The organism is Holophagales bacterium, from assembly GCA_016699405.1.
Taxonomy (GTDB): domain Bacteria; phylum Acidobacteriota; class Thermoanaerobaculia; order Multivoradales; family JAGPDF01; genus JAAYLR01.
Genome location: CP064972.1, coordinates 4,894,291 through 4,916,088, shown reverse-complemented (window position 1 = coordinate 4,916,088; position 21,798 = coordinate 4,894,291). Strand labels below are relative to the sequence as shown.

General features: G+C 71.8%; 18 protein-coding genes. 9 read left to right on the top strand and 9 right to left on the bottom strand.

Annotated features, from left to right (window positions below):
• Positions 1 to 42: 42 nt before the first annotated feature.
• Entirely contained in the window at positions 43 to 1,611 is a 1,569-nt protein-coding gene (locus IPJ17_20395; GenBank protein ID QQR73798.1) for a thiol oxidoreductase, read from the bottom strand.
• A gap of 134 nt (positions 1,612 to 1,745) precedes the next feature.
• On the opposite strand from IPJ17_20395, the gene IPJ17_20390 reads away from it, so the two are divergent.
• From IPJ17_20390 to IPJ17_20370, 5 genes are all read left to right on the top strand, one after another.
• Positions 1,746 to 2,855, top strand: coding sequence for a ribulose 1,5-bisphosphate carboxylase (locus IPJ17_20390; protein QQR73797.1), 1,110 nt, complete (start codon positions 1,746 to 1,748; stop codon positions 2,853 to 2,855).
• Positions 2,852 to 3,262 (top strand): cupin domain-containing protein, encoded by a 411-nt coding sequence (locus IPJ17_20385; protein ID QQR73796.1) that lies wholly within the window; start codon positions 2,852 to 2,854, stop codon positions 3,260 to 3,262. Before IPJ17_20390 ends, IPJ17_20385 begins: the two co-directional genes overlap by 4 nt.
• A gap of 275 nt (positions 3,263 to 3,537) precedes the next feature.
• Positions 3,538 to 4,866: an O-acetylhomoserine aminocarboxypropyltransferase/cysteine synthase gene (locus IPJ17_20380; GenBank protein ID QQR73795.1), complete on the top strand. Its 1,329-nt coding sequence runs from the start codon at positions 3,538 to 3,540 to the stop codon at positions 4,864 to 4,866.
• 38 nt (positions 4,867 to 4,904) lie between these two features.
• Positions 4,905 to 6,104 (top strand): homoserine O-acetyltransferase, encoded by a 1,200-nt coding sequence (gene metX, locus IPJ17_20375; protein QQR76239.1) that lies wholly within the window; start codon positions 4,905 to 4,907, stop codon positions 6,102 to 6,104.
• Positions 6,101 to 7,456, top strand: a complete 1,356-nt coding sequence (locus IPJ17_20370; protein ID QQR73794.1) for an aspartate kinase — start codon at positions 6,101 to 6,103, stop codon at positions 7,454 to 7,456. The genes metX and IPJ17_20370 overlap by 4 nt, the downstream gene beginning before the upstream one ends.
• Before the next feature lie 58 nt (positions 7,457 to 7,514).
• On the opposite strand, the gene IPJ17_20365 is transcribed toward IPJ17_20370, so the two are convergent.
• A complete protein-coding gene (locus IPJ17_20365; GenBank protein ID QQR73793.1) occupies positions 7,515 to 8,861 on the bottom strand; it encodes a DUF1501 domain-containing protein in 1,347 nt (448 codons plus the stop codon).
• Positions 8,862 to 8,900: 39 nt separating this feature from the next.
• On the bottom strand, positions 8,901 to 10,568 hold the full coding sequence (locus IPJ17_20360; GenBank protein QQR73792.1) for a DUF1800 domain-containing protein: 1,668 nt from the start codon (positions 10,566 to 10,568) through the stop codon (positions 8,901 to 8,903).
• A gap of 246 nt (positions 10,569 to 10,814) precedes the next feature.
• Between IPJ17_20360 and IPJ17_20355 the strand changes: the two genes are divergently transcribed.
• Positions 10,815 to 12,911, top strand: coding sequence for a GGDEF and EAL domain-containing protein (locus IPJ17_20355; protein QQR73791.1), 2,097 nt, complete (start codon positions 10,815 to 10,817; stop codon positions 12,909 to 12,911).
• A gap of 78 nt (positions 12,912 to 12,989) precedes the next feature.
• On the opposite strand, the gene IPJ17_20350 is transcribed toward IPJ17_20355, so the two are convergent.
• The 3 genes from IPJ17_20350 to trxA are packed head-to-tail and all read right to left on the bottom strand — an operon-like array spanning position 12,990 to position 15,113.
• Positions 12,990 to 13,892, bottom strand: coding sequence for an AEC family transporter (locus tag IPJ17_20350; protein ID QQR73790.1), 903 nt, complete (start codon positions 13,890 to 13,892; stop codon positions 12,990 to 12,992).
• A 15-nt stretch (positions 13,893 to 13,907) separates the two neighbouring features.
• The gene (locus tag IPJ17_20345; GenBank protein QQR73789.1) at positions 13,908 to 14,732 is read right to left on the bottom strand and encodes a sigma-70 family RNA polymerase sigma factor; all 825 of its coding nucleotides are present in this window, start codon (positions 14,730 to 14,732) and stop codon (positions 13,908 to 13,910) included.
• A 45-nt stretch (positions 14,733 to 14,777) separates the two neighbouring features.
• A complete protein-coding gene (gene trxA, locus IPJ17_20340; GenBank protein ID QQR73788.1) occupies positions 14,778 to 15,113 on the bottom strand; it encodes a thioredoxin in 336 nt (111 codons plus the stop codon).
• A 154-nt stretch (positions 15,114 to 15,267) separates the two neighbouring features.
• Here trxA and IPJ17_20335 point away from each other — a divergent pair, with 154 nt between their 5' ends.
• The gene (locus tag IPJ17_20335; GenBank protein QQR73787.1) at positions 15,268 to 17,424 is read left to right on the top strand and encodes an amidohydrolase family protein; all 2,157 of its coding nucleotides are present in this window, start codon (positions 15,268 to 15,270) and stop codon (positions 17,422 to 17,424) included.
• A gap of 23 nt (positions 17,425 to 17,447) precedes the next feature.
• Complete coding sequence (locus IPJ17_20330; protein QQR73786.1) at positions 17,448 to 17,936, top strand: hypothetical protein; 489 nt, start codon at positions 17,448 to 17,450, stop codon at positions 17,934 to 17,936.
• A gap of 16 nt (positions 17,937 to 17,952) precedes the next feature.
• Here the strand turns inward: IPJ17_20330 and IPJ17_20325 are convergent, their stop codons facing one another.
• From IPJ17_20325 to IPJ17_20315, 3 genes are all read right to left on the bottom strand, one after another.
• Complete coding sequence (locus IPJ17_20325; GenBank protein ID QQR73785.1) at positions 17,953 to 18,327, bottom strand: VOC family protein; 375 nt, start codon at positions 18,325 to 18,327, stop codon at positions 17,953 to 17,955.
• Between the two features lie 36 nt (positions 18,328 to 18,363).
• The gene (locus IPJ17_20320) at positions 18,364 to 20,301 is read right to left on the bottom strand and encodes an ABC-F family ATP-binding cassette domain-containing protein (GenBank protein ID QQR73784.1); all 1,938 of its coding nucleotides are present in this window, start codon (positions 20,299 to 20,301) and stop codon (positions 18,364 to 18,366) included.
• A 101-nt stretch (positions 20,302 to 20,402) separates the two neighbouring features.
• A complete protein-coding gene (locus tag IPJ17_20315; protein ID QQR73783.1) occupies positions 20,403 to 20,726 on the bottom strand; it encodes a hypothetical protein in 324 nt (107 codons plus the stop codon).
• A gap of 104 nt (positions 20,727 to 20,830) precedes the next feature.
• Here IPJ17_20315 and IPJ17_20310 point away from each other — a divergent pair, with 104 nt between their 5' ends.
• Complete coding sequence (locus tag IPJ17_20310) at positions 20,831 to 21,796, top strand: tRNA glutamyl-Q(34) synthetase GluQRS (protein ID QQR73782.1); 966 nt, start codon at positions 20,831 to 20,833, stop codon at positions 21,794 to 21,796.
• The last annotated feature ends 2 nt before the right edge of the window (positions 21,797 to 21,798 follow it).

Here is a 21,798-nt window from a genome sequence, read left to right as displayed (position 1 = left end):
GCCGCGGCGCCGCGCCGGCGGCCTCTCTCCCGGGTGCGCGGGCTAGTTCGCCGCCCACTCCGGGGGCCATTCACGGGCCAGGCCCTTCTCGTCGAGCACCAGGCCCGAAGCGTTCTCGGGCAGCACGCGGAGCGTCTTGAGGAATTCGATGACGGCGTCCTGCTCGGCTGCGGCGAGCGCCCGGAACCCTGCCGCGGAGGACGCGGCCTCGCCGGCGTGAGCCAGGATCGCCTCGCGCATCGTCGTGTACTTGCCGTGGTGGAAGTACGGCGGCTCGTTGGCGGCGCCCCAGAGCTTCTTGGTGAGGAACTTGCCGTTGCCGGCGAAGAACGGGTCCGAGCCGGCCGCCTGATGCATGTCGAGCGGCTCGCGGTTCGGGTCGTCCGGACCGCTCGTGATGTCGTGCAGCTTGAAGTCGGTGAAGGCGGCGACCTGGGTGACGCCGTGGTCGGCGTGCAGCCGCGGTCCGGGCAAGAACTCGCTGTTGAGGTTCACCTTGAGCTCGGGCGCATCGCCCGGACGGAGGTTCCCCGGCGGGTTGTACGGGTTCGGTTCGACGAAGAACCAGCCCCAGTCGTCGAGCGGCAGCGACGGGACGTGGCAACCCGCGCAGCCGATCGCCGCGAACTTCCGCTCGCCGAGCAGCACCGCCTCTTCGAGTGGGCGATAGCGCGCGATCACCCGTCCGGGCGGCGGCAGGGTCGCCTGCCAGAGCGTCACGGCGGTGACGTCCGCCCGCGTCATCTCGTCGACGAAGCCGTCGCCGTCGGCGTCGACGCCGCGACCGAAGCGCTCCTCGGTCTGGATGCCGTGGTGGTGATTGAAGGCGTTGTTGGTGAACTCGCGCAGCGAGACCACGGCGCCGGCCTGGTGGAACGGACGAACGACGAGGCTGGGCGGATTCGCCGGACCGCTGGTGGCCAGGCTCGCTGCACCGAGCCCCTCGACGCCCGAGACCTCCCATCTCCCGTCGACGCGCCGGGCGAGGGTGCCGAACGAAATCCCCTTGGCGATGAGCGGCGTGGCGCCGCCGGCGGGCGTCGCGTCACGCAGGCGCTGCAGATCGCGGGTGATCTGGCGCGCCAGCATTTCGATGTAGCCGGAGCCGAACATGCCAAGGGTCAAGCGGCTGTTGGCGATCTCGTCGAGCCGGGCGAACTGCCCACGCTCGTCGTGCGAGGCGCCGGTCGGCGTGGCGTCGTTCGGATCGAAGGTGACGTGGTCGAAGCGCTGACCGAGCACGAAGACGTTGGCGACGATGTCGCCGCCGCCGCCCGAGCGGGGCAGGTTGTGGCAGCCAACACAGGAGTTCGCGTCGGGTGCCGAGATGCGATTGAAGTTGCGCGGGAAGGTCAGCGGATCGCCCGGTGCGGTGAGCGGCTTGCCGGTGCCCTTGGTCAGCGGCCGCCCGGCGCCCTCCTGGTTGGTCCACATTGCCTCGAAGAGCAGTTGCCCGTGGTTGAGCAACTGCGTGCGGTCCATCGTCAGCTCTTCGCCGTCGGCGAGGTGGCGCGGGACCGCCACCTCCTTGCCGAATTCGCCGCCGCCGGCCAGCGCGGCGACGCCGAGCGCCAGACCCAGCCCGAACGCTGCGACCATGTTCGTCCGCATGACACACCTCCCCATCGGTCGATCGGTTTCTATCGCGGACTGCGGGAAAGGACAAGGAATTCGCGGGTCCGATTCGGGGCCGATCCGGCATCGTCGACGGCGCTCGCGGCAGCGCGGATAGGATCGCGCTCGCCATGAGCGCCGCCCGCCTCCGGATCGACTATGCGCTGCGCCCCGCCGCGGGAGAGGACGCCACCGCCAAGGCCGAGGGGATCGCACGGGAGCAGACCGTCGAGCTCGACCTCGCCCTGGTTTCGCGATCGGTGCGCGAAGCCGTGGTCGGGCGGGTCGAGGCCGTCGAGATCACGGGCCCGCGTCGCGCGCGAGCGACCCTGTCGTTCCCGCTGGCCGCGGTCGGCGACGACCTGCCGCAACTGCTCAACCTGCTCTTCGGCAACATTTCGATGCAGCAGGGCGTGCGGATCGAAGCGGTCGGCTGGCCGGAGGAGCTCCTCGCCGGTTTCGTCGGCCCGCGCTTCGGGATCGCCGGCTTGCGCGCGCTCTCGGGCGTGCCGGCGCGTCCTCTTCTCTGCGCGGCGCTCAAGCCGCTCGGGCTCTCGGCGCAAGAGCTTGCGGCGCTTGCCGGCCGGCTCGCCCGCGGCGGGATCGACCTGATCAAGGACGACCACTCCCTCGTCGACCAGCCGTGGGCGCCGTTTGCCGAGCGACTCGAGCGCTGCCAGGAGGCGGTCGAGCGGGCCAACGCGGCGAGCGGCGGTCGGACGCTCTACCTGCCGAACCTGACCGGCAACGTCGAGCGACTGGACGAACGGGCGGCGCGCGCTCGCGCCGCCGGCTGTCGCGCCGCGCTCGTCGCCCCGCTGCTCGTCGGGTTCGACGCGGTGCGGGGGCTCGCGGCCTCGAGTGGCCTCGCGCTGCTCGGCCATCCGAGCTTCACCGGGGGGTTGCTCGGGCGAGCCCACGGGATCGCGCCGGCGCTGCTCTGGGGCGACCTGTTCCGTCTCGCCGGATGCGACGGGACGATCTACCCGAATGCCGGCGGGCGCTTCCCCTACTCGCTCGGCGAGTGCGTGGCGGTGGCGGAGCATCTGCGGCGTCCGTGGGGAGCGCTGGCCCCTGCCTTCCCGGTGCTCGGCGGCGGCATGGACGCGGCGAAGATCCGCCGCTGGCGCCGCGTCTACGGCGAGGACACGATCTTCCTCCTCGGCGGAAGTCTTCTCGGACAGGCCGATCTCGAGGCGGGAGCGCGCACGCTGCGTGCGCAGATGGAGGAGGCGAGATGAGCGAGTCGGGCTCGCGCGTCGTGCACTGGGCGCCGGAGCTCTGGCCGGAGCTCGCGGTGCGCGAATACAAGTCCAGCGGCGAGGGGCACTGCGGTGTCACCCGGCGCCTGCTGGTCGGCGAAGGGGACGCGGGGCTGGCGAGCGAGCTGCGCTTCTTCGAGGTCGAGGCCGGCGGCCGCACGAGCTTCGAGCGGCACGAGCATGCCCACGCCGTCGTCGTCCTCGCCGGTCGAGGGCACGTGCGCCTCGGCGAGCGGCGCGAAGCGATCGCGCCGTTCGATCTCGTCTACGTCGCGCCGCGCACGCCGCATCGCTTCCTCGCCGACGCGGGCGAGCGACTCGGTTTCCTCTGCCTCGTCGATCGCCGGCGCGATCGCCCCGAGCCGGTCCCCGAAGACGGCGCTTGACAACACCGGACGATTCGTTCTAGAAATCCGCCCCAATGAAGCGCGCCACCTGCTCCGCTCCCGCCCCGACTTCCATGTCGACCTCGATGTGCATGTGCAACATGCACGTCTGCGGGAGAGGAGCGCACGTGCCGAGACCCTAGGTTCCAACCAGGTCCGGCGTCCTCCGAGGCCCGCGGCGAAGAGCCGGCGGGCCTCGTCGTTTTCTGGCGCCCTCGTCCTCCTCGCTGCGCGTTCTCCGGGGCCCCGGCCACCGACGCGAAACGAGGACGACGATGAGCACCGAGACGAATCGCCCCTACCGCTACGAGACGCTGCAGGTCCACGCCGGACAGGAGCCCGCGCCGGGGACGCACGCCCGCGCGGTGCCGATCTACCAGACGACCTCCTACACCTTCGACGACGCGGCGCACGGAGCGCGTCTCTTCGCACTGCAGCAGTTCGGCAACATCTACACGCGGATCATGAACCCGACGACCGACGTCTTCGAGAAGCGCATCGCCGCGCTCGAGGGCGGCGTCGCGGCGGTGGCCACGGCGTCGGGACAGGCGGCACAGTTCCTCGCGCTGGCGACGTTGGCCCAGGCGGGCGACAACCTCGTCTCGACGTCGTTCCTCTACGGCGGGACGTTCAACCAGTTCAAGGTGACGCTGCCGCGGCTCGGCATCGACGTGCGCTTCGTCGACGGCGACTCGCCCGAGGCGTTCGCGTCGGCGATCGACGAGCGCACCAAGGCGATCTATGTCGAGACGATCGGCAACCCGCGCTTCAACGTGCCGGATCTCGCGGCGCTCGCCGCGCTGGCGCACGCCCACGGGATTCCGCTGGTGGTCGACAACACCTTCGGGGCGGCGGGCTATCTCGCGCGTCCGATCGACCACGGCGCCGATGTCGTCGTGGCGTCGGCCACGAAGTGGATCGGCGGGCACGGAACCTCGGTCGGCGGTGTCATCGTCGATTCCGGTCGTTTCGACTGGGGCAACGGCAGGTTCCCCCTCTTCACCGAGCCCGCGGCCGGCTATCACGGGCTCTCGTTCTGGGAGGTTTTCGGGCCGAGCGGGCCGTTCGGCAACATCGCCTTCGCCATTCGCGCCCGCGTCGAAGGGCTGCGCGACCTCGGCCCGTGTCTGTCGCCGTTCAACTCGTTCCTCCTGCTGCAGGGGCTCGAAACGCTCTCGCTGCGCGTGCAGCGGCACGTCGACAACGCCCTGGCGCTTGCCGAGTGGCTCGAACGGCATCCGGCAGTCGCCTGGGTCTCCTACCCGGGTCTGCCCTCCCATCCGTACCACGAGCGCGCCAAGCGCGTGCTGCGCCACGGTTTCGGCGGCGTGCTCTCCTTCGGGATCCGCGGGGGAGCGGAGGCCGGAAGCCGCTTCATCGAATCGGTCGAGCTGGCGAGCCATCTCGCCAACGTCGGCGACGCCAAGACCCTGGTCATCCATCCGGCGTCGACGACGCATCAGCAGCTCTCCGAGGAGGAGCAGCGGGCGAGCGGGGTGACGCCCGACCTGGTGCGCGTCTCCGTCGGGATCGAGCACCTCGAGGACATTCGCGAGGACTTCGAACAGGCGTTCGCCAAGGCGGCGGTCGAGGTTGCGGCGTGAGCGCGCGGAGCGTTGCCGCGTCGAGTGGCATAGCGGCGGTGGGGCTTGCCGCCGCCGGTGCTCTCGGCCCGCTCGAGGCCGCGGGCCCGGTTGCCAGTCGGCGGCCAGGAGAGCGGGGTCGGCGCCCGGGTCCTTCGCCGGAGACGCGCCACTTCGCCCTGTCGGCATTCACGCTCGAAAGCGGGGTGGTGCTCGAACAGGTGGCGATCGCCTACCGGACCTGGGGGGAGCTCGCCCCGTCGCGCGACAACGCGGTGGTCGTCTGCCACGCGCTCACCGGCTCGGCAGACGTCGACTCGTGGTGGGGCGATCTGCTCGGCGCCGGCCGCGCGCTCGACCCGTCACGCGACTTCGTCGTGGCGAGCAACGTGCTCGGCTCCTGCTACGGCACGACCGGACCGGCCTCGCTGCGGCGGGAGGGCGGCGAGCGCTGGGGGGCGGACTTCCCGGCGGTGACGATCCGCGACCTCGTGCGCCTGCAGGGCGAGCTGCTCGCCGCGCTGGGGGTCGAGCGGATCCGCCTGGTCGTCGGCGGCTCGCTCGGTGGAATGCAGGCGCTCGAGTGGGCGCTGCTCTTTCCCGAGCGGGTCGAGACGGTGGCGGCCCTCGCCACGAACGCCGCCCATTCGGCCTGGCAGGTGGCGTGGAGCGAAGCGCAGCGGCTGGCGATCGCCGCCGACCCGAGGTTCCGCGGCGGCGCCTATCCCGTGGACGATCCGCCGACCGGCGGCCTGGCCGCGGCGCGGGCGATGGCGATGGTCTCCTACCGCGCGCGGGCGGGCTTCGAGGAGCGGTTCGCGCGCCGGCGCGAGGCCGACGGGCGGTTCGCCGTCGCGCGCTGGCTCGCCCGGCATGGCGAACGGCTGGTCGATCGCTTCGACGCGAACTGCTACCTGACGCTGACTCGGGCGATGGACACGCACGACCTCGCCCGCGGGCGCGGCGCGCTCGCCAGCGTGCTCGGGTCGGTGCGGACACCGGTGCTCGTCGGCACGATTCCGAGCGACGTGCTCTATCCGCCGGACGAGCAACTGGCCCTGGCGCGGCTCCTGCGCCACGGCGAGCTGGCGACGATCGCCTCGCCGCACGGGCACGATGCCTTCCTCATCGAGTCGGCGCAGGTCGACACGGCGCTGCGCCGCTTCCGCGTGCGCACCGGAACCGCCGGCGAACGGCCGGCCGTGTCGCGCCGCCGCGCTTCGTCGGCTCTCCGGCCGCTCGCGGGAGGTCGGCCATGAGACCGTGTGTGCTGAAGTTCGGCGGCACCTCGCTCGCCACGCCGGAGCGCATCCGCGCGGTCGTCGCGATCCTGCGGGAAGCGGCGGCCGAGCGTCCGGTGGTGGCGGTGGCGTCGGCGCTCGCCGGCGTCACCGACGGTCTGCTGGTGATCGCCGAGCGCGCCCGGCGCTGTGACAAGGCAGCGAGGCGAGACCTCGCCAGCCTGGCCGAGCGACATCGCGCGGCGCTCGTGGCGTTGGCCCCGGGCGACCGAGCGGCCTCCCGAGCCGTGGAGCGGGAGCTCGGCGAGCTGGCGGCGGCGCTCGAGGGTGTCACCTTGCTGCGTGAGCTTCCCGCCGGGGTGCGCGATCGTCTGGCGAGCGCCGGCGAGCGGCTCTCCGTCGCGCTGCTTGCGGCGGCCCTGCGTGCCGCCGGACTCTCCGCCTCGGCGTTCGACGCGGCGGATCTGGTGGCGACCGATGCGACGTTCGGCGAAGCGGAGGTCGACCTCGAGCGGACACGACGGTCGGTCGACGGGCGACTCGTGCCTCGGCTCGGCCGCGAGATCCCGGTGGTCCCGGGCTTCTACGGCGCGGCTGCGGACGGGCGGGTCCGGCTGCTCGGCCGCGGCGCCTCGGATCTCACCGCGACGATCCTCGGCGCCTGCCTGCAGGCGGAGCGGGTCGAGATCTGGACCGACGTCGACGGCGTGCTTTCGGCGGACCCGCGCCTGGTCCCGGAGGCGTTCACGCTCGCACGCCTCACCCCCGCGCTGGCCGGCGAGCTCGCCCACTTCGGCGCCAAGGTGCTCCATCCGCGCGCGGTCTGGCCGGCCGCGTTGGCGGGCGTGCCGATCGTCGTCGCCAACACCGGTCACCCGGGTCGGGGGCGCAGCGAGATCGTCTCCGCGGCGGACGACCGGGCGGTTCGCGCCATCGCGACGCGAGCGGGGGTCGCGCTGTTGCGGATCGCCGCCGGCGCACGATCGCTCGGCGAGCTGGCGACGTCGGCGCTCTCCGTCCTCGTGGCGGCGCGGCTGCCGGTGCTGTTGGTGCAGCAGGCCGGCTCGGGCGCGGAGCTCCTCGTCGCGGTCGACGGGACGGCGGGCGAGCCGGGGCGCGCGGTGCTGGCCGGGATGGGCCTGTCGTCCGAGGTCGAAGAGCGGCTCGCACTGGTGGCGATCGTCGGGCGGGAGCTCGCGGCGCCGGCACGCCAGCTGCTCTCGTCGGCCGGAGTGTCGCCGCGGCTGTGGAGCGAGCATGGAACGCGCGGTGCGGTCGCCGCCGTCGCTGCGGAAGCGCTCGCGGCGACGGCGCGCCGGTTGCACGCCGAGCTGGTGGTGCCGGGTGCGCCCGACCGCAAGGCCGCCTGAGCGAGCGCGGTCTCGGCGGCAATCGCTCGGGGCGAACCTTACGGGCTGACGCGCCGGACTAGCCGAGGCGAGCCGGCCACCGGCTCATCGAGCCGTCCTCGAAGCCGTCCTTGAAGAGCGGCGCCGAGTAGTCCGGGGGCAGGTCGGTCCCCGAGACGATGCCGAGCGGTCCGGGGTAGACGTAGCCCGGGAACACCGACCCGAGGAAGGGGTTGCCGAGCCGCCGGATGAGGATCTCGGAGAGGACTCGACGGTAGTCGGTGGTCACCGCCAGATCGGCGCCCTCGAAGAGCTGGTCGTCCCGCAGTCCCGGCCAGGTGCCGTGGAATCCGGGCGTGGCGTGACCCGAGAGGACCAGCATCAGGTTGCCGTGGCCGTGGTCGGTGCCGTCGTCGTCGTTCTGTCGCACCCGTCGCCCGAACTCGCTCTGCACCAGGACGGTGAGTCGCTGCGTGTACCCGCTGTCGAGATCGAGGTAGAGGGCGTGCAGGCCGTCGGCGAGGTCGCCGGCCATGTCGCCGAAGTAGCCGGTGCCGCCGTTGCCCTGGTAGGTGTGAGTGTCCCAGCCGCCGAGGTCGAGCGTGGCGACGCGCAGGCCGAGGCCGAGCTTGATCATCTGCGCCACCACCTTCAGCTGGTCGCCGAACGATCCGCTCGGATAGACCGCGCCGTTGGCGGGCGTGTAGGTGCCGCTGGCGTTGAGCTCGATGATGTCGACCGCGTCGAGCGTCTGCCGCCCGGTGCGGTGGACGATCGACTCGCCCTGGTAGAGCTCGCGCAGCGCCTGGCGCTGCATCGAGCGCCAGTTCCACGGCCCGGTGTCGAGGCTGAAGTCGCCGACGCTCTCCATGTTGATCGTCTCGCGACTGCCGAGCAGCGAGGTGGTCTGCGTGCCGCCGATGGCGATCGACGGCATCGTCACCGCGGGCGGCAGGTCGGCGGTGGCGAGGTGGCGGGTGAGCCAGCCGGTGGTCGTTCCGTCGTTGCCCGGTGTGCCGAGCTCGAGGTAGTCCATCGCCTCGAAGTGGCTGCGTGTCGCCCCCTCCGGCCCGGTGATGCCGGCGGCGTGGACGATCGCCAGGTGCCCCGCCTGGTAGAGGTCGCGCAGGCGCGCCGCACCGGGGTGGACGCCGAATCCGGAGGCGAGGGCGAGGGCGGCGCTGGTGCCGCTCGTCGGGACCTGGATGTCGGGCCGGGCGGCTTCGTAGTAGCCGCGGTCGGGATGGCCGGCGATCGGCATGACGAGGCTCAGCCCGTCCATGCCGCCGCGCAGGAAGATCACCACCATGACCTCGTCGGTCGAGCTGGGGGAGCCGAAGGCGAGGGAGTTGAAGCGTGCGCCGGCGAGGCTGGCGATCGCCGAGGAGCAGCCCACGAGGAATCCGCGTCGGGTGGTCTGGCACATGGTGGTGTCTCCGGGCCGGAGGGCGGGTCGACTGCCCGCTCAGCGCCAGACGAAGTCCGGCATGTTGAAGATCAGGGCGACGAGCGAGCGGAGGCGATCCTGCGTGTCTTCGTCGGCGTCGAGCGGCAGGTTGAAGGTCGGGTTGTAGCCGGCGGCCATGAACTCGACGAGCACCTCGCGGTCGCCTGGATCGAGGGAGCGGCCGAAGACGCGCCCGATCCAGTGGTCGACGATGCGCTCGGCGGAGCGCTGTCCCACCGGGATGGCGGCGAGCGTCTTGCCGATCGCGTCAAGCCGGAAGTGGCCGAGGTCGTCGGTGACCTCGACCAGCCAGTTGGCCATGCGCCAGCAGTGGAGGCGGGGCTCGGTCGAGAGCCAATCGGCCATCAGGTCCGAGTAGCCGTCCGGCGGCCGCCAGGCGAACGGCGTGTGCCCGGTCTGGCCGTAGCGCCAGAGGAACGTGTCCGTGTCGCCGTCGCCGACTTTGAAGGGGAACTCCATCTCGCTCGCCCGCATCGCGGCGACGACGAGGTCGAACGGCCGCCGGACCTTCTGCCCCCAGCTCGCGGCGAACTCCGGCGACAGCAGGATGGTGCGCACCACCTGGCGCAACTGATCGGGCGCCTGCCAGAGCGCGGTGAACTGCGCCGCGACCTGATCGACCAGAGCGGTCGGCGGCTGATCGGAGACCAGATGCCGGCAGAGCTTGCGGGCCAGGTAGCGCCCGGTCCCTGGATGGGACGCGAGGGCATCGAGCACGTCGAGGCCGTCCTTCTGTGCCGGCTGATAGGCGTTCAGGTCGAGCCCGAGCACCCGCTTGGGGTACGGGTCGTGCCAGGCCTCGTGGTACCAGAACTCGCCGGTATCGGGAATCTGTTGCCAGCTGTCGTCGTAGCCGTAGGTCCAGCCGGTGAAGCAGCGCGTCGCCTCGTAGATGTCGGCGTCGACGTAGCCGAGTGGGCGTCCCTGGTCGTCGCGCGGCACCTGCGACTGCGGGATCACGCCCCAGTAGTTCTCCGCGCCGAGCGTGTGCAGCTCGAAGAGCTCGCGCGAGAAGTTCTCGTTCGGTCCGCCGCGGCTGCTCGTGTAGTTGTCGAGGTAGTAGAGCATCGGCGTGCTCTTCGCCACCGCTTCGAGCATCTGGCGGAAGTTGCCGAAGGCGTGCTGGCGCAGGACGTTGTCGAGCGCCGGGAAGAGGCTCTCCGAGGTGTACTCGTAGGCGTAGACGTTGAAGTGATCGTGCCAGAAGCCACTCATCACTTCCCAGAGTTGCCACTTGCTGTGGACGGCGCGCAGGAAGGTGACGAGCAGCACCTCGCGCGACGGCCGGATCCGCTCCTCCCAGGTGGCGGCGTTGAAGTTGGTCTGCCAGAGCTGAGACGAGGTGCGCCACAGGGTGTTGTAGCCGGCGGCGACCAGGCGCGGCAAGTAGAGCGGGTCGTCGTTGACGTTGGGGAAGAGCTGCAGGTCGACCCATGCGGCGAGACGCTGCGCGTCGGTGGCGCCGAGCGCCTGGAAGGCAGCGATGTCGCCCGGCCGCGCACCGAACCCGGCGCGTCCGAGCGCCAGGACGGCGAGCGACGGCACGGGCGCCGTGCGCGTCCGCACGGTGCGGGCGCCCGGGCGCCGCATCTGCGGCGAGGGCTGAGTGGCCAGCAGGTCCCGCCGAGTTCTGGCGCGGGGCGGAGCGGGAAGCGGTTCCGTCATCTCGTCCTCCTGGAGCGGAGCTGAGGGAGAACCCTAGGTGATTCGGTTCCCTTCCTCAGCGGTCCGTAGCACCGCGCGGTCAGGGCTTCGTGCACAACGTTCGAGCGGCTCGGATGGCTGCGCCGGTGTGGGACACGCCGTGGCGCGGTCGCCGATTGCGTGCTATCAGTGCGAGGCCGTCTTCGCGGTACGAACGATCGGTTGGCTGCGGGGCGGATCGACGGCGCTGGAGTGACTCGGGCGGTGGTGGAGCGAAGCGCGGAACCGACAGTGTTGTGGGTCGAGGGCGGGCTCGCCGGAGAGCGTCGTCTCTTCGCCGAGCTGGCGAGCGTACGGCCGACCGAGGACCGGGTGGAGCGATGCGCGGACCTCGACGGCGCGCTGGCGCGACTGGCGAGAGGTGGCTTCGACGCCGTCGTGCTGGCCTGGCCGGGCGACGCCGAGGGCGGCGCCGCGGCGGTCCGGCGCCTGCGGCACGAGCACCCGCAACTGACCGTTCTCGGCCTGATGTTCCCCGGGGCGCCGGTGCTCGGGCGCGACCTCCTGGCCGCCGGTGCCGACGATTGCCTGATCGCCGCGGAGGTCGACGCCCGGATGCTCTCGGCGGCGCTGCGCCATGCGTGCGAGCGCCGACGGCTCGCCGTCGAGCTGGCGTCGAGCGAGGCGCGCCTGGCCCTGGTCCGCCGCGGGTCGAACGACGGGCTCTGGCATTGGGACCTGGCGACGGGCCGCGTGCACCTCTCGCTGCGCTGGAAGCAGATCGTCGGCTGCGGCGGCGACGAGATCGGCGACCGCCTGGTCGATTGGCTCGACTGGGTCGTCGACGACGATCGCGGCTTCGTCCGGGAGGCGCTCTCGTCGCACGTGGCGCAAGGCGACGGGGTGCTGGCGCTCGAACATCGCATGCGCCACCGCGACGGCGGGGAGCGCTGGGTGCTGCTGCGCGGGGCCCTGTCGCGCGATCCGTCGGGTCGGGCGGCGTGCATGGCAGGCTCGCTCACCGATCTCTCGGCACGGAAGCGGGCCGAGCAACAGAGCCTGCACGACGCGCTGCACGATCCGCTGACCGGCCTGCCGAACCGGGCACTCTTCCTCGATCGGCTGACGCTGGCGCTCTCGGCGGCTCGCGGGGCGCCGGAGGCCGCCGTCGCGCTGCTCTTCCTCGACGTCGACCGCCTGCAGGCGATCAACGACAGTCTGGGTCACGCCTGCGGCGACCGCCTGCTGGTCGAGGTCGCCGCGCGCTTGCGCCGTGTGGTACGGCCGAGCGACACGGTCGCACGCCTGGGTGGCGACGAGTTCGCGTTGCTGGCGACCGGGCTCCGGGACGTCGCCGCGGCCGTTCATCTCGCCGAGAAGGTCCAGCAGGAGATCGCCCTCCCGTTCTTCGAAAAGGGGGAGGAGATCCAGGTCGAGGCCAGTCTGGGCATCGCCCTGCCGGGCAGCGCCGAGACCTCCGCCGAGGGCCTCCTGCGCGACGCCGATCTGGCGATGGTGCGCGCCAAGGCCGGGGGGCGGGGGCGCATCGAGGTCTACGACCACGAGCGGCACGCCGCCGCGGTCGAGCTGCTGCGCATGGAGCGTGAGCTGCGCCGCGCGGTGGCGATGGGCGATTTCGTGATGCACTACCAGCCGATCGTCTCGCTCGACAGTGGGGCCATCGTCGGCTTCGAAGCGTTGACCCGCTGGCGGCATCCCGAACGCGGCCTGGTGGCGCCCGCCCAGTTCATCGCCGTCGCCGAGGAGACCGGGTTGATCGTGCCGCTCGGTTGGCGCGTGCTCGAGTGGGCCTGTGCCCAGGCCGAGGAGTGGCAACGGCGGTTCCCCGCCGACCCGCCCTACTTCATGAGCGTCAACGTCTCCGGGAAGCTCTTCACGCAGGAGTCGGCCGTCGCTCAGGTGCTGCGCATTCTGGAGGTTTCCCGGCTGGCGCCGGAGAGCCTGCGGCTCGAGGTCACGGAGAGCGTGGCGCTCGACCACGGCGAGCCGGTGATGGCCCGGCTGCGGGCACTGCAGACGCTCGGCGTGCAACTGTCGATCGACGACTTCGGTACCGGCTACTCGTCGCTCAGCTACCTGCAGCGGTTCCGCTACGACTCGCTGAAGATCGACCGCTCCTTCGTGCGCGACCTCGAGGTTCAGGACTCGCGAGTGATCGTCGAGACGATCCTGGCACTGGCGAGCCATCTCGGCATCGGCGTCGTCGCCGAAGGGGTCGAGACCGGCGAGCAGCTCGCCCGCTTGCGCACGCTCGGCTGTCCGTTGGCGCAGGGATACTGGTTCGCCCGGCCGCTCGACGTGCCCGACGCCGAGGCGCTGCTGGCGACGCAAGCCGTCTGGTGACCCGGCCGGTTGCGCCGGGGAGAGGTCGTGCGGCGGTTCGCGCGGTGATCTCGCTGGAGCGGGATGGCTCCGGCCGGCTCAGAACAGCAGCCGCCAGAGTGGCACGCTGAGCAGGGCGAGCACGACGCCGTAGCCGGCGAGCGCCGCGGCCAGGCCGGGCGCCAGCCGGTGCGAGATGGCGAGCGCGCTCGCGGTGATCATCGGCGGCATCGCGCTTTCGAGCACGGCGGCCTGTGCCGGAAGCCCGTCCATCTGCAGCAGGTGGACGAGCCCCCAGGCGGCGGCGGGCATCGCGACGAGCTTGAGCCCGAGGCCGCCGGCGAGCGGCGCGAGCTCGCGCCGCGGCAGCCGCAGCTTGATCTCGAGTCCGACCGCGAAGGCGACGATCGGCAACAGCGCGTCGGCGAGGCGGCGCAGGACCGCGTCGACCGCGACGGGCGGCGTCGCGGGCACCAGGGTCAGCGCCGCGACGAGGGCGAGAAAGGGTGGAAAACGGATCATGCGCGCAGCGACCGCGCCGAGGGTCGGCGGGCGGTCGCCGCCGTAGCGCGCCAGCACCCAGAGCCCCCAGGTCGAGAGGATGACGAACGAGCCGAACTGGTCGTAGATGACCGCGAACGGCAGCGCCCGCTCGCCGCAGAGCGCCTCGATCAGCGGGTAGCCGAGGAACGAGGTGTTGCCGAGCGGCACGCAGAGCAACAGGACCGCCCGCTCTTCGTCGCTCAGCCGGAGGAGCCGCGACAGGCCGAGGACGGCGACGGCGCTGGCGAGGAGCAGGATCCAGGGGACGGCGGCGAGCGCCAGCAGCCGCGGCTCGAAATGGAGTCGCGACGCGTGACGGAGCACCGCGGCGGGCAGGCAGACCGTGAGCACGAAGCGGTTCAGCGTCTCGGCGGCGCCGGGCGGGAAGAGCCCGAGCCGGGCGCTCAGCTTGCCGCAGGCGAGCAGCGCCAGCACGAGGAAGAAGGCGTCGAAAGCCATGGACGTCGCGGCCGATCAGCTCGCTCGGGTGCCGGATGCGAGCTCAGCGTCGAGGAGCGTGCGCAAGCGGTCCGGAAGGGTCGCCCGGCCGAGCAGCCGGCAGGAGTCGCGCCCGAGGTCGAGCGACGCGAACAGCGACTGGCAGCGATCGCAGAGGGCCTGCTCGGAGTAGGGGAACGGCGCGCCGCGATCGAGCGCCTCCTGCTTGGCCCGCAGCAGATCGAGGCAGACGGTGCGGGGGTGATCGGCGGCGAGAGGTCGACCTCGCGCCCCCGCGACGAGCGCCTGGCGCAACCGCAGCCGGGCGCGGTGAACGCGCGTCTTGACCGTCGCCTCCTTGAGACCGAGCACCGCGGCGGTCTCGGCAATCGACAGCTCGGCGATGTCGAGCAGGACCAGCGGCAGGCGGTAGGCGAAGGGCAGCTCGGCGAGACCGCGTTCGACCCGAGCGGCCGCCTCGGCGCGCTCCGCCGTGCGCGAGGGGTCGGCGAGCTCGCTGAGGTCGGGCATCGGCTCGTGGGCCGCCGGCAGCAGCGAGGATTCGTCGCCGAGCCCCTCGAAGCTCGCCGGCTCACCGGCGCGACGCCGGCGTCGGCGGAAGCACGCGTGCTTGGCGATGGTGAAGAGCCAGGTGGTCGCTTCGGCGCGGGCGGCGAAGCCGTCCCAACCGCGCAAGGCGGCAAGCAGGGTCTCCTGCATCAGCTCCTCGGCCTCGTCGGGCCGACCGCAGAGCCGGAGCGCCGTCGCGTAGAGGCGCTCGCCGTGCGTCGCGAAGATCTCGGCGACGGCGGCGCGGGCGGCGTCGGAGGGCGGGCGTGGAGAAGCGGAGCGTCGGGCCACGGCGGCATGCTATCGCCGCGGCCCGACGCGCGCGGAGCGCCCGGTTCAGCTGGCCTGGGTGGCGCCCTGGATCCAGCGGGCGAGCTGGGCCTTCGGCGCCGCGCCGACCATGCGATCGACCTCGCGTCCGTTCTTGAAGAGGATCATCGTCGGGATCCCCTGGACGCGGAACTTGGCGGCGTGCTGCTGGTGGTCGTCGACGTTGACCTTGGCGACCGCCACCTGACCGGCGAGCTCACCGGCCAGCTCTTCGAGCGCCGGGGCGATCATCTTGCAGGGACCGCACCACGGGGCCCAGAAGTCGACGAGAACCGGCGTCGGCGACTCGAGGACGTCCTTCTGGAACGAGGCATCGGTGACGTGGATGGGAGAGCTGCTCATGGGGACCGGCCTCCTCGGGAAAGGCTGCCGGGGCTTCGACCCGGTCAGCGAGGTTCAATGGATGAGAGTCACGGCGACCCCGTCCGGTTTCAGCGGCACCTTGATAGCCTCCCGAGAAACGAATCCGGCGACCGGTCGACCCGGGAGGGACGCGATGCCTGAGCGGAGAATCTGGATCAGCGGGGTGGCGCTTGCGCTCGCCGGCACGCTTGCGGCCTGTGCGGCGGGAGTCCCCGGAAGCAGCGCGACGCCACCCGCCACCCCCGCGACAACGGACGCGACCCCGGCGACTGCCGACCTGGTGTTGCGTGGCGGGCGGGTCGTGACGATGGACGCCGGTCGGCCCGAAGCCCGGGCGGTGGCGGTGCGGGGCGACCGGATCGCCGCCGTCGGCAGCGAAGAGGAGGTCGCCCGCTGGATCGGCCCGCGCACCGAAGTCGTCGACCTCGGAGGCCGTCTGCTGATTCCGGCCTTCATCGAAGGGCACGGGCACTTCCTCGGGCTCGGCCAGTCGCGCACGCGCCTCGATCTGACGAAGGCCAGGAGCTTCGACGAGATCGTCGCCCAGGTCGCGGCGGCGGCCCGCCAGGCGCGACCCGGGCAGTGGATCCTCGGCCGTGGCTGGCACCAGGACAAGTGGAACCGCGTGCCGCAGCCGAACGTCGAAGGGGTGCCGTTGCATGCCGCGCTTTCGCGGGTGAGCCCGGAGAATCCCGTCGTGCTCGAGCACGCGAGCGGGCACGCCGCACTGGTCAACGCGCGGGCGTTGGCGGCGGCGGGGATCGGTCGCGCGACTCCCGATCCCGAGGGCGGTGAGATCGTCCACGACGCCCAGGGCGAGCCGAGCGGGCTGCTGCGCGAGTCGGCGCAGGATCTGGTCGATCGCGCGATGGCGGCCGATCTCGCCCGTCGCGACGCGCGCGCGGTCGAGGCCGAGCGACGCACCTGGGTCCGACTGGCGGCCGAGGAGGCGCTCGCCCACGGCATCGCCACCTTCCACGACGCCGGCGTCCCGTTTTCGACGGTCGACTTCTATCGCCAGCTCGCTCACGGCGGCGAGCTCCCGTTGCGGCTCTACGTGATGGTCGCCGGAACCCCTGCGGAGCTCGACGAGAAACTGGCGCGCTACCGCAGCGTCGGCGGCGAGGGCGGGTTCGTCACCGTGCGAGCGATCAAGGCGGTGATGGACGGAGCACTCGGTTCCCACGGCGCCTGGCTGCTCGAGCCGTACGCCGACCTGCCGGAGAGCCGCGGGCTGGCGCTGATGTCGATTCCGGACCTGCGTCGCACCGCCGAGCTCGCCCTGCGCGACGGCTATCAACTCGGCGTGCACGCGATCGGCGACCGCGCCAACCGCGAAGTCCTCGACGTCTATGCCGCGGCCTTCGCGGCGCACCCGGAGGCGCGCGATCTGCGCTGGCGGATCGAGCACGCACAGCACCTCGATCCGGCCGACCTGCCGCGCTTCGCCAAGCTCGGGGTGATCGCCTCGATGCAGTCGGTCCACTGCACCTCCGACGGTCCGTGGGTGCCGCGTCGCCTCGGCGAGGAGCGAGCCCGTCGCACCTCCTACCGCTGGCGCGAATTGCTCGATTCGGGAGCGGTCGTCGCCAACGGGACGGACGTCCCGGTCGAGTCGCTCGACCCGATCGCCAATTTCTACGCCGCGGTGACGCGGAAGATGGCCAATGGCGAGCGCTTCGTCGCCGAGCAGCGGATGACGCGGGAGGAGGCGCTGCGGTCCTACACGACGGCCAACGCCTTCATGGGCTTCGAGGAAGCGGACAAGGGATCGATTGCACCGGGAAAGCTCGCCGACCTGACGGTGCTCTCGCGCGACCTCCTCGCCGTGCCGGAGGAGGAGATCCTCGAGGCGCGGGTCGACCTGACGATGGTGGGCGGTCGCGTCGCCTACCGCCGGTCGTCGGCGACGCCGCCGCGGCTCCCGGAGTCGGGAGCGGCGGCACTGCCGCCGGGCGAGTGGATGCTGGCCGCGTTCGCCGCCGGTGAGCCGGTGCCTGCCGGAGTGGCGATCACCGCACGCCTCGACGGCACCCGGCTCGCCGGCTCCGCCGGCTGCAACCGCTACTTCGCCGAGGTCGTGTCGCGCGACGGCAGGTTGAGCGTCTCGCCGGTCGGCGCGACGCGGATGGCTTGTCCCGGTCCGGGCACGGAAGCCGAAGCGAAGTTCCTCGCGCGGCTCGGCGCGGTGGTTCGCGCCGAAGCGTCCGGCGACGAGCTACGACTCGACTACGAGCTGGCGGGAACGCGCGGCACGCTGCGCTTCGTGCGGGCGCCGGTGCGCGACTGAGCGAGACGAAGGAGGAGAGGACGATGAGCGAGCCCGGGACGACCGACGTCGAGTTCCTGCGCCACACGGTGGCGGTGGTGGCCTACCGCGGCGGCAAGGCGCTGCGCGGTGCGCCGGAGACCTTCGCGTCGTTTCGTGTCGCCGCCGACAGCCGCAGCGCCGGCGAGATCCTCGCCCACGTCGGCGATCTGTTCGACTGGGCGCTCTCGATCGCCGACGGGAGGCAGAGCTGGAACGACTCGCCGGTCCTGCCCTGGGCCGAGGGCAGCGCGCGATTCTTCGCCGTGCTCGCCGCATTCGACGCGCGGCTCGCCGAGCCGCGACCGCTCTCCGCCTCGGCGGAGAAGCTCTTCCAGGGGCCGATCGCCGACGCGCTGACCCACATCGGCCAGATCGCCTTGCTGCGCCGCCTGGCGAGCGCGCCGGTCCGCGGGGAGAACTACTACAAGGCCGAGATCACCGCCGGTCGTGTCGGCCCCGAGCAGGCCGCGCCGCGGCGCGAGTTCGACTGAGCCGCCGAGCCGCCGCTCAGTCGACGAGGTGCCCGACGCGGATCATGTTGCCGTCGGGGTCGACGAGGGCGAACTCGCGCATCCCCCACGGGCGGTCGTCGATCGGTCCGAGTCGCGGCAGGCCCTCGTCGGGGACGCCGGCGGCCCGCCAGTGGGCGTGCAGCGCGTCGGCATCAGGGACGCGCAGGTAGCAGGCGCCGTGCAGGCCGGCCCGCGCCGGGTCGGCGATGCCGGCGAAGTGGAGCTCGGCGCCGCCGAGAGTCAGGATCGCGTAGGGCGCCGGCTCGTTCTCTTCGAACTCCAGGGTGAACCCGAGCAGACCGTAGAACGCCAGCGTTGCGTCGAGCTGCCGGCAGGGGAGGATCGGAATGGCGCGGGCGTCGTCGCTCATCCGGCGATGCTAGCGCGAGGGCCGGCGTGGCGTCGCTCAGCCGACCGGCGTGCCGGCGTTGAGCTCTTCGAGCTCGCTCTCGGCGGTCTCCCATTCGGGCAGGAGCTCTTCGAGCCGCGTGTTGAGCTGCTTCTGCTCGCCCTCGAGCTTCTTGATCTCGGCCGGCGGGGTCTTGTCGAAGAAGCCGGGGTTGCAGAAGAGGTCGTTGATCGCGTGGATGCGCGCCTCGGCCTTCTCGATCGCGGCGGCGGCCTTGTCGCGTTTGGCGGTGAGCTCCTTGACGCGCTGGCGGCGCTTCGCGTCGCTCTCTGCCGGGCGTGACTTCGCCTCCTTGGCCTGGCGCTTCTCCTGCCGCGCCTTGAGCGCCACGGTGTCGGCGTCGAGGTGGTCGTCGCCGCAGCGGGCGATGTACTCGTCGTAGCTGCCCTCGAAGTCGCGGATGCCGGTCGGGTTGATCTCGAGGATGCGCGACGCCAGGCGGCTGACGAACCAGCGGTCGTGCGAGACGAAGAGCAGCGTGCCGTCGTAGGCGCGCAGGCCTTCGACGAGCGCCTCGATCGCCTCGAGGTCGAGATGGTTGGTCGGCTCGTCGAGCACCAGGACGTTCGGCTTCTCGACCGAGAGGCGACAGAAGACGAGGCGTGCCGCCTCGCCGCCGGAGAGCGCGCGGATCGGCTTGTGGACGTCGTCGCCGGAGAAGAGCACCTCGGCGAGCTTGCCGCGCACGAAGCCGATCGGCTCGCCCGGGCAGCACTCCCAGAGCCACGCCTCGACCGTCTGGTCGGAGGCGCCCAGCAGCTCCTTGTGGTCCTGGGCGAAGTAGCCGGGCCAGGTCTCGTATCCCCACTCGCACCGGCCGGCATCGGCCGCGAGCGCGCCGACGGCGATCTTGAGCAGCGTCGACTTGCCGATGCCGTTCGGGCCGATCACCGCCAGCCGGTCACCTCGCCGCAGCGTCAGGTCGACGCCGGCGAGCACCTTCTTCTCGCCGTAGGACTTGGCCAGCCCTTCGATCTCCAGCACCTGTCGCCCGCTCGGCCGCCGCTGGGCGAGCTTGAAGGTCGGGTAGCGGCGCGACGAGGTCGGCAGCTTGTCGATGACGATCTTCTCGATCAGCTTGATCTTCGACTGCGCCTGGCGCGCCTTGGTGGCCTTGGCGCGGAAGCGGTCGACGAACTCCCGGTGTCGCGCGATCTCCGACTCGCGCTTCTCGATCTCCGACTCCTTGCGGTCGCGCTCGGCGACCTTCTGCTCTTCGAAGGCCGTGTAGTTGCCGTGGTAGAGCAGGATCGTCTCGTAGTCGACGTCGAGGATGTGGGTGGAGATGTTGTCGAGGAAGCGGTGATCGTGCGAGATCACCACGGCACAACCCTTGTACGAGGTGAGGAACTTCTCCAGCCAGCGGATCGACAGGATGTCGAGGTGGTTGGTCGGCTCGTCGAGCAACAGGGCGTCGGGATCGCCGGAGAGCACCTGGGCGAGCAGCACCCGCAACTTGAAGCCGCCGGAAAGCGTGCCCAGCCCCTGCTGGTGGACCGCGGCAGGAATGCCGAGCCCTTCGAGCACCTCGGCGGCGCGCGACTCGAGCGCATAGCCGTCCTGGTGGAGGATGTAGTCCTCGAGCTCGGCGTAGCGCTCGTGGTCGAAGTCGCCGTCGGGCTGGGCGAGCAGCCGTTCGCGCTCGGTGAGCGCTTCGTAGAGCTCGCGGTGGCCCATCATCGCCACGTCGAGGATGCGCTCCTCTTCGAAACGGAAGTGATCCTGGCGCAGGACGCCGACACGCGCCCGCTTGGGAATGGCGATCGTCCCGTCGCTCGCCGGCTCGTCGCCGGCGAGGATCTTCATGAAGGTGGACTTGCCCGAACCGTTCGCGCCGACCAGTCCGTAGCGCGACCCGGGGTTGAGCTGGAACGAGACCCGCTCGAAGAGCGTGTCCCCGCCATAGGCCTTGGCGAGGTTGGAGACCGAGATCATAGGCGGCGGAGGATATCAACTCGCTCCGGCGAGGGAGGGGACGAGCGGAAGCCTGTCGCCGGCGGACGAGGCTGGAGGCAGGCTTGCGCCGGTCCCTGTGCTCACTCGGGCGGCGGTGGCGGAGCCGGCTCGCCCTGGCCTTCGCGGTTGAGCTGCTGCTGTTTCTCGAGAAGCTCCTGGACGGCGCGTTCCTTGTCGGCGTCGCTTCCCTCCATCTGTTGCGTCTCGCTCCAGCGCTGGTTGATGTCGCGCGCCTGATCCTCCATCCGGCGGGTGCGGTCGGCCTCGCTGCTGGGCTGCTCCCAGGCGGTGGTGGGCTCGGCCGGAGGCTGGCGGGTCGTGCGCTTGGCCCGGGGCGAGGGACAGGCGAGGGTGAGCGAGGCGACGGCGAGCAGGGCGAGCCCGCGGAGGGTCGACGGGGTCATGGCGGTTCCTCTCGGATCGGTGGGATCGTAGCGCGGTTCGCCTCGCGACGAGAGCGGAGCGACCCGTGGAGTCGGCGGGCGGAACTCGTCTAGGCTCGTCGACGATGCCGGAGCCGACGAGAGAGCCGGAGCGCCCGGTCGGCAGCCCGTCCTGGCCGACAGCGCCCTGGCGCACGCGGTTCGCGCCGGCGCCGACCGGTCGACTGCATCTCGGGCACGCCGTCAACGCGATCTTCGTCTGGGGGTTGGCTCGAGCGCTCGGCGGCGAGGTGCTGCTACGCGTCGAAGACCACGACCGCGTGCGCAGCCGTGTCGAGCACGAGCGGGCGCTGCTCGACGACCTCGATTGGCTCGGCTTCGCTCCCGACCCCGACCCGCAGAGCGGCGCGACGTACGTCCGCCAGAGCGAGCGCGGGGCGCTCTACGAAGCGGCGCTCAGTCGTCTCGCGGCGCGCGATCTCGTCTTTCCGTGCGACTGTTCGCGGCGCGCCGTGGCGCAGGCGGTGGGCCCCGACGGCGTCGGCGCGGAGGGCGAGCGGCGTTACCCGGGAACCTGTCGCGGTCGTCGCGTCGAGCCCGGCCGCACGGCGATGCGCCGCGTACGACTCGAACCCGAGTCGATCGCCTTCGACGACCTGCGGCTCGGCCGGCAGATTCAATGCCCCGCCGAGCAGTGCGGCGACGTCCTGGCGCGGGATCGCAGCGGCAACTGGACCTACCAGTTCGCCGTCGTCGTCGACGACCTGGCGCAGGGCGTGGACGTGGTCATCCGCGGCGAGGATCTGCTCGCCTCGACCGGGCGGCAGATCCAGCTCGGGGGGCTCCTCGGGCGCGCCAGGCCGGCGCGCTTCTTCCACCATGCGCTGCTCCTCCATCCCGACGGCAGCAAGCTCAGCAAGTCGCGCGGCGACACCGGGCTTGCCGAGCTGCGGGCGGCAGGGTGGAGCCCGGGTCGACTCCTGGCGGAGGCGGCCAGGCTCGCCGGCCTCGAGCCTCCGGGCACGAGCCTCGCGGCGGCGGATCTCCCGGCGCTCCTTGGCGAGCGCCTGCTCGCACGCCGGGCGCCGTAGAA

Coding starts and splice junctions, on each gene's coding strand:
- IPJ17_20395 (QQR73798.1), bottom strand. CDS start 1,611: ATGCGGACGAACATGGTCGCAGCGTTCGGGCTGGGTCTGGCGCTCGGC.
- IPJ17_20390 (QQR73797.1), top strand. CDS start 1,746: ATGAGCGCCGCCCGCCTCCGGATCGACTATGCGCTGCGCCCCGCCGCG.
- IPJ17_20385 (QQR73796.1), top strand. CDS start 2,852: ATGAGCGAGTCGGGCTCGCGCGTCGTGCACTGGGCGCCGGAGCTCTGG.
- IPJ17_20380 (QQR73795.1), top strand. CDS start 3,538: ATGAGCACCGAGACGAATCGCCCCTACCGCTACGAGACGCTGCAGGTC.
- IPJ17_20370 (QQR73794.1), top strand. CDS start 6,101: ATGAGACCGTGTGTGCTGAAGTTCGGCGGCACCTCGCTCGCCACGCCG.
- IPJ17_20365 (QQR73793.1), bottom strand. CDS start 8,861: ATGTGCCAGACCACCCGACGCGGATTCCTCGTGGGCTGCTCCTCGGCG.
- IPJ17_20360 (QQR73792.1), bottom strand. CDS start 10,568: ATGACGGAACCGCTTCCCGCTCCGCCCCGCGCCAGAACTCGGCGGGAC.
- IPJ17_20350 (QQR73790.1), bottom strand. CDS start 13,892: ATGGCTTTCGACGCCTTCTTCCTCGTGCTGGCGCTGCTCGCCTGCGGC.
- trxA (QQR73788.1), bottom strand. CDS start 15,113: ATGAGCAGCTCTCCCATCCACGTCACCGATGCCTCGTTCCAGAAGGAC.
- IPJ17_20335 (QQR73787.1), top strand. CDS start 15,268: ATGCCTGAGCGGAGAATCTGGATCAGCGGGGTGGCGCTTGCGCTCGCC.
- IPJ17_20330 (QQR73786.1), top strand. CDS start 17,448: ATGAGCGAGCCCGGGACGACCGACGTCGAGTTCCTGCGCCACACGGTG.
- IPJ17_20325 (QQR73785.1), bottom strand. CDS start 18,327: ATGAGCGACGACGCCCGCGCCATTCCGATCCTCCCCTGCCGGCAGCTC.
- IPJ17_20320 (QQR73784.1), bottom strand. CDS start 20,301: ATGATCTCGGTCTCCAACCTCGCCAAGGCCTATGGCGGGGACACGCTC.
- IPJ17_20315 (QQR73783.1), bottom strand. CDS start 20,726: ATGACCCCGTCGACCCTCCGCGGGCTCGCCCTGCTCGCCGTCGCCTCG.
- IPJ17_20310 (QQR73782.1), top strand. CDS start 20,831: ATGCCGGAGCCGACGAGAGAGCCGGAGCGCCCGGTCGGCAGCCCGTCC.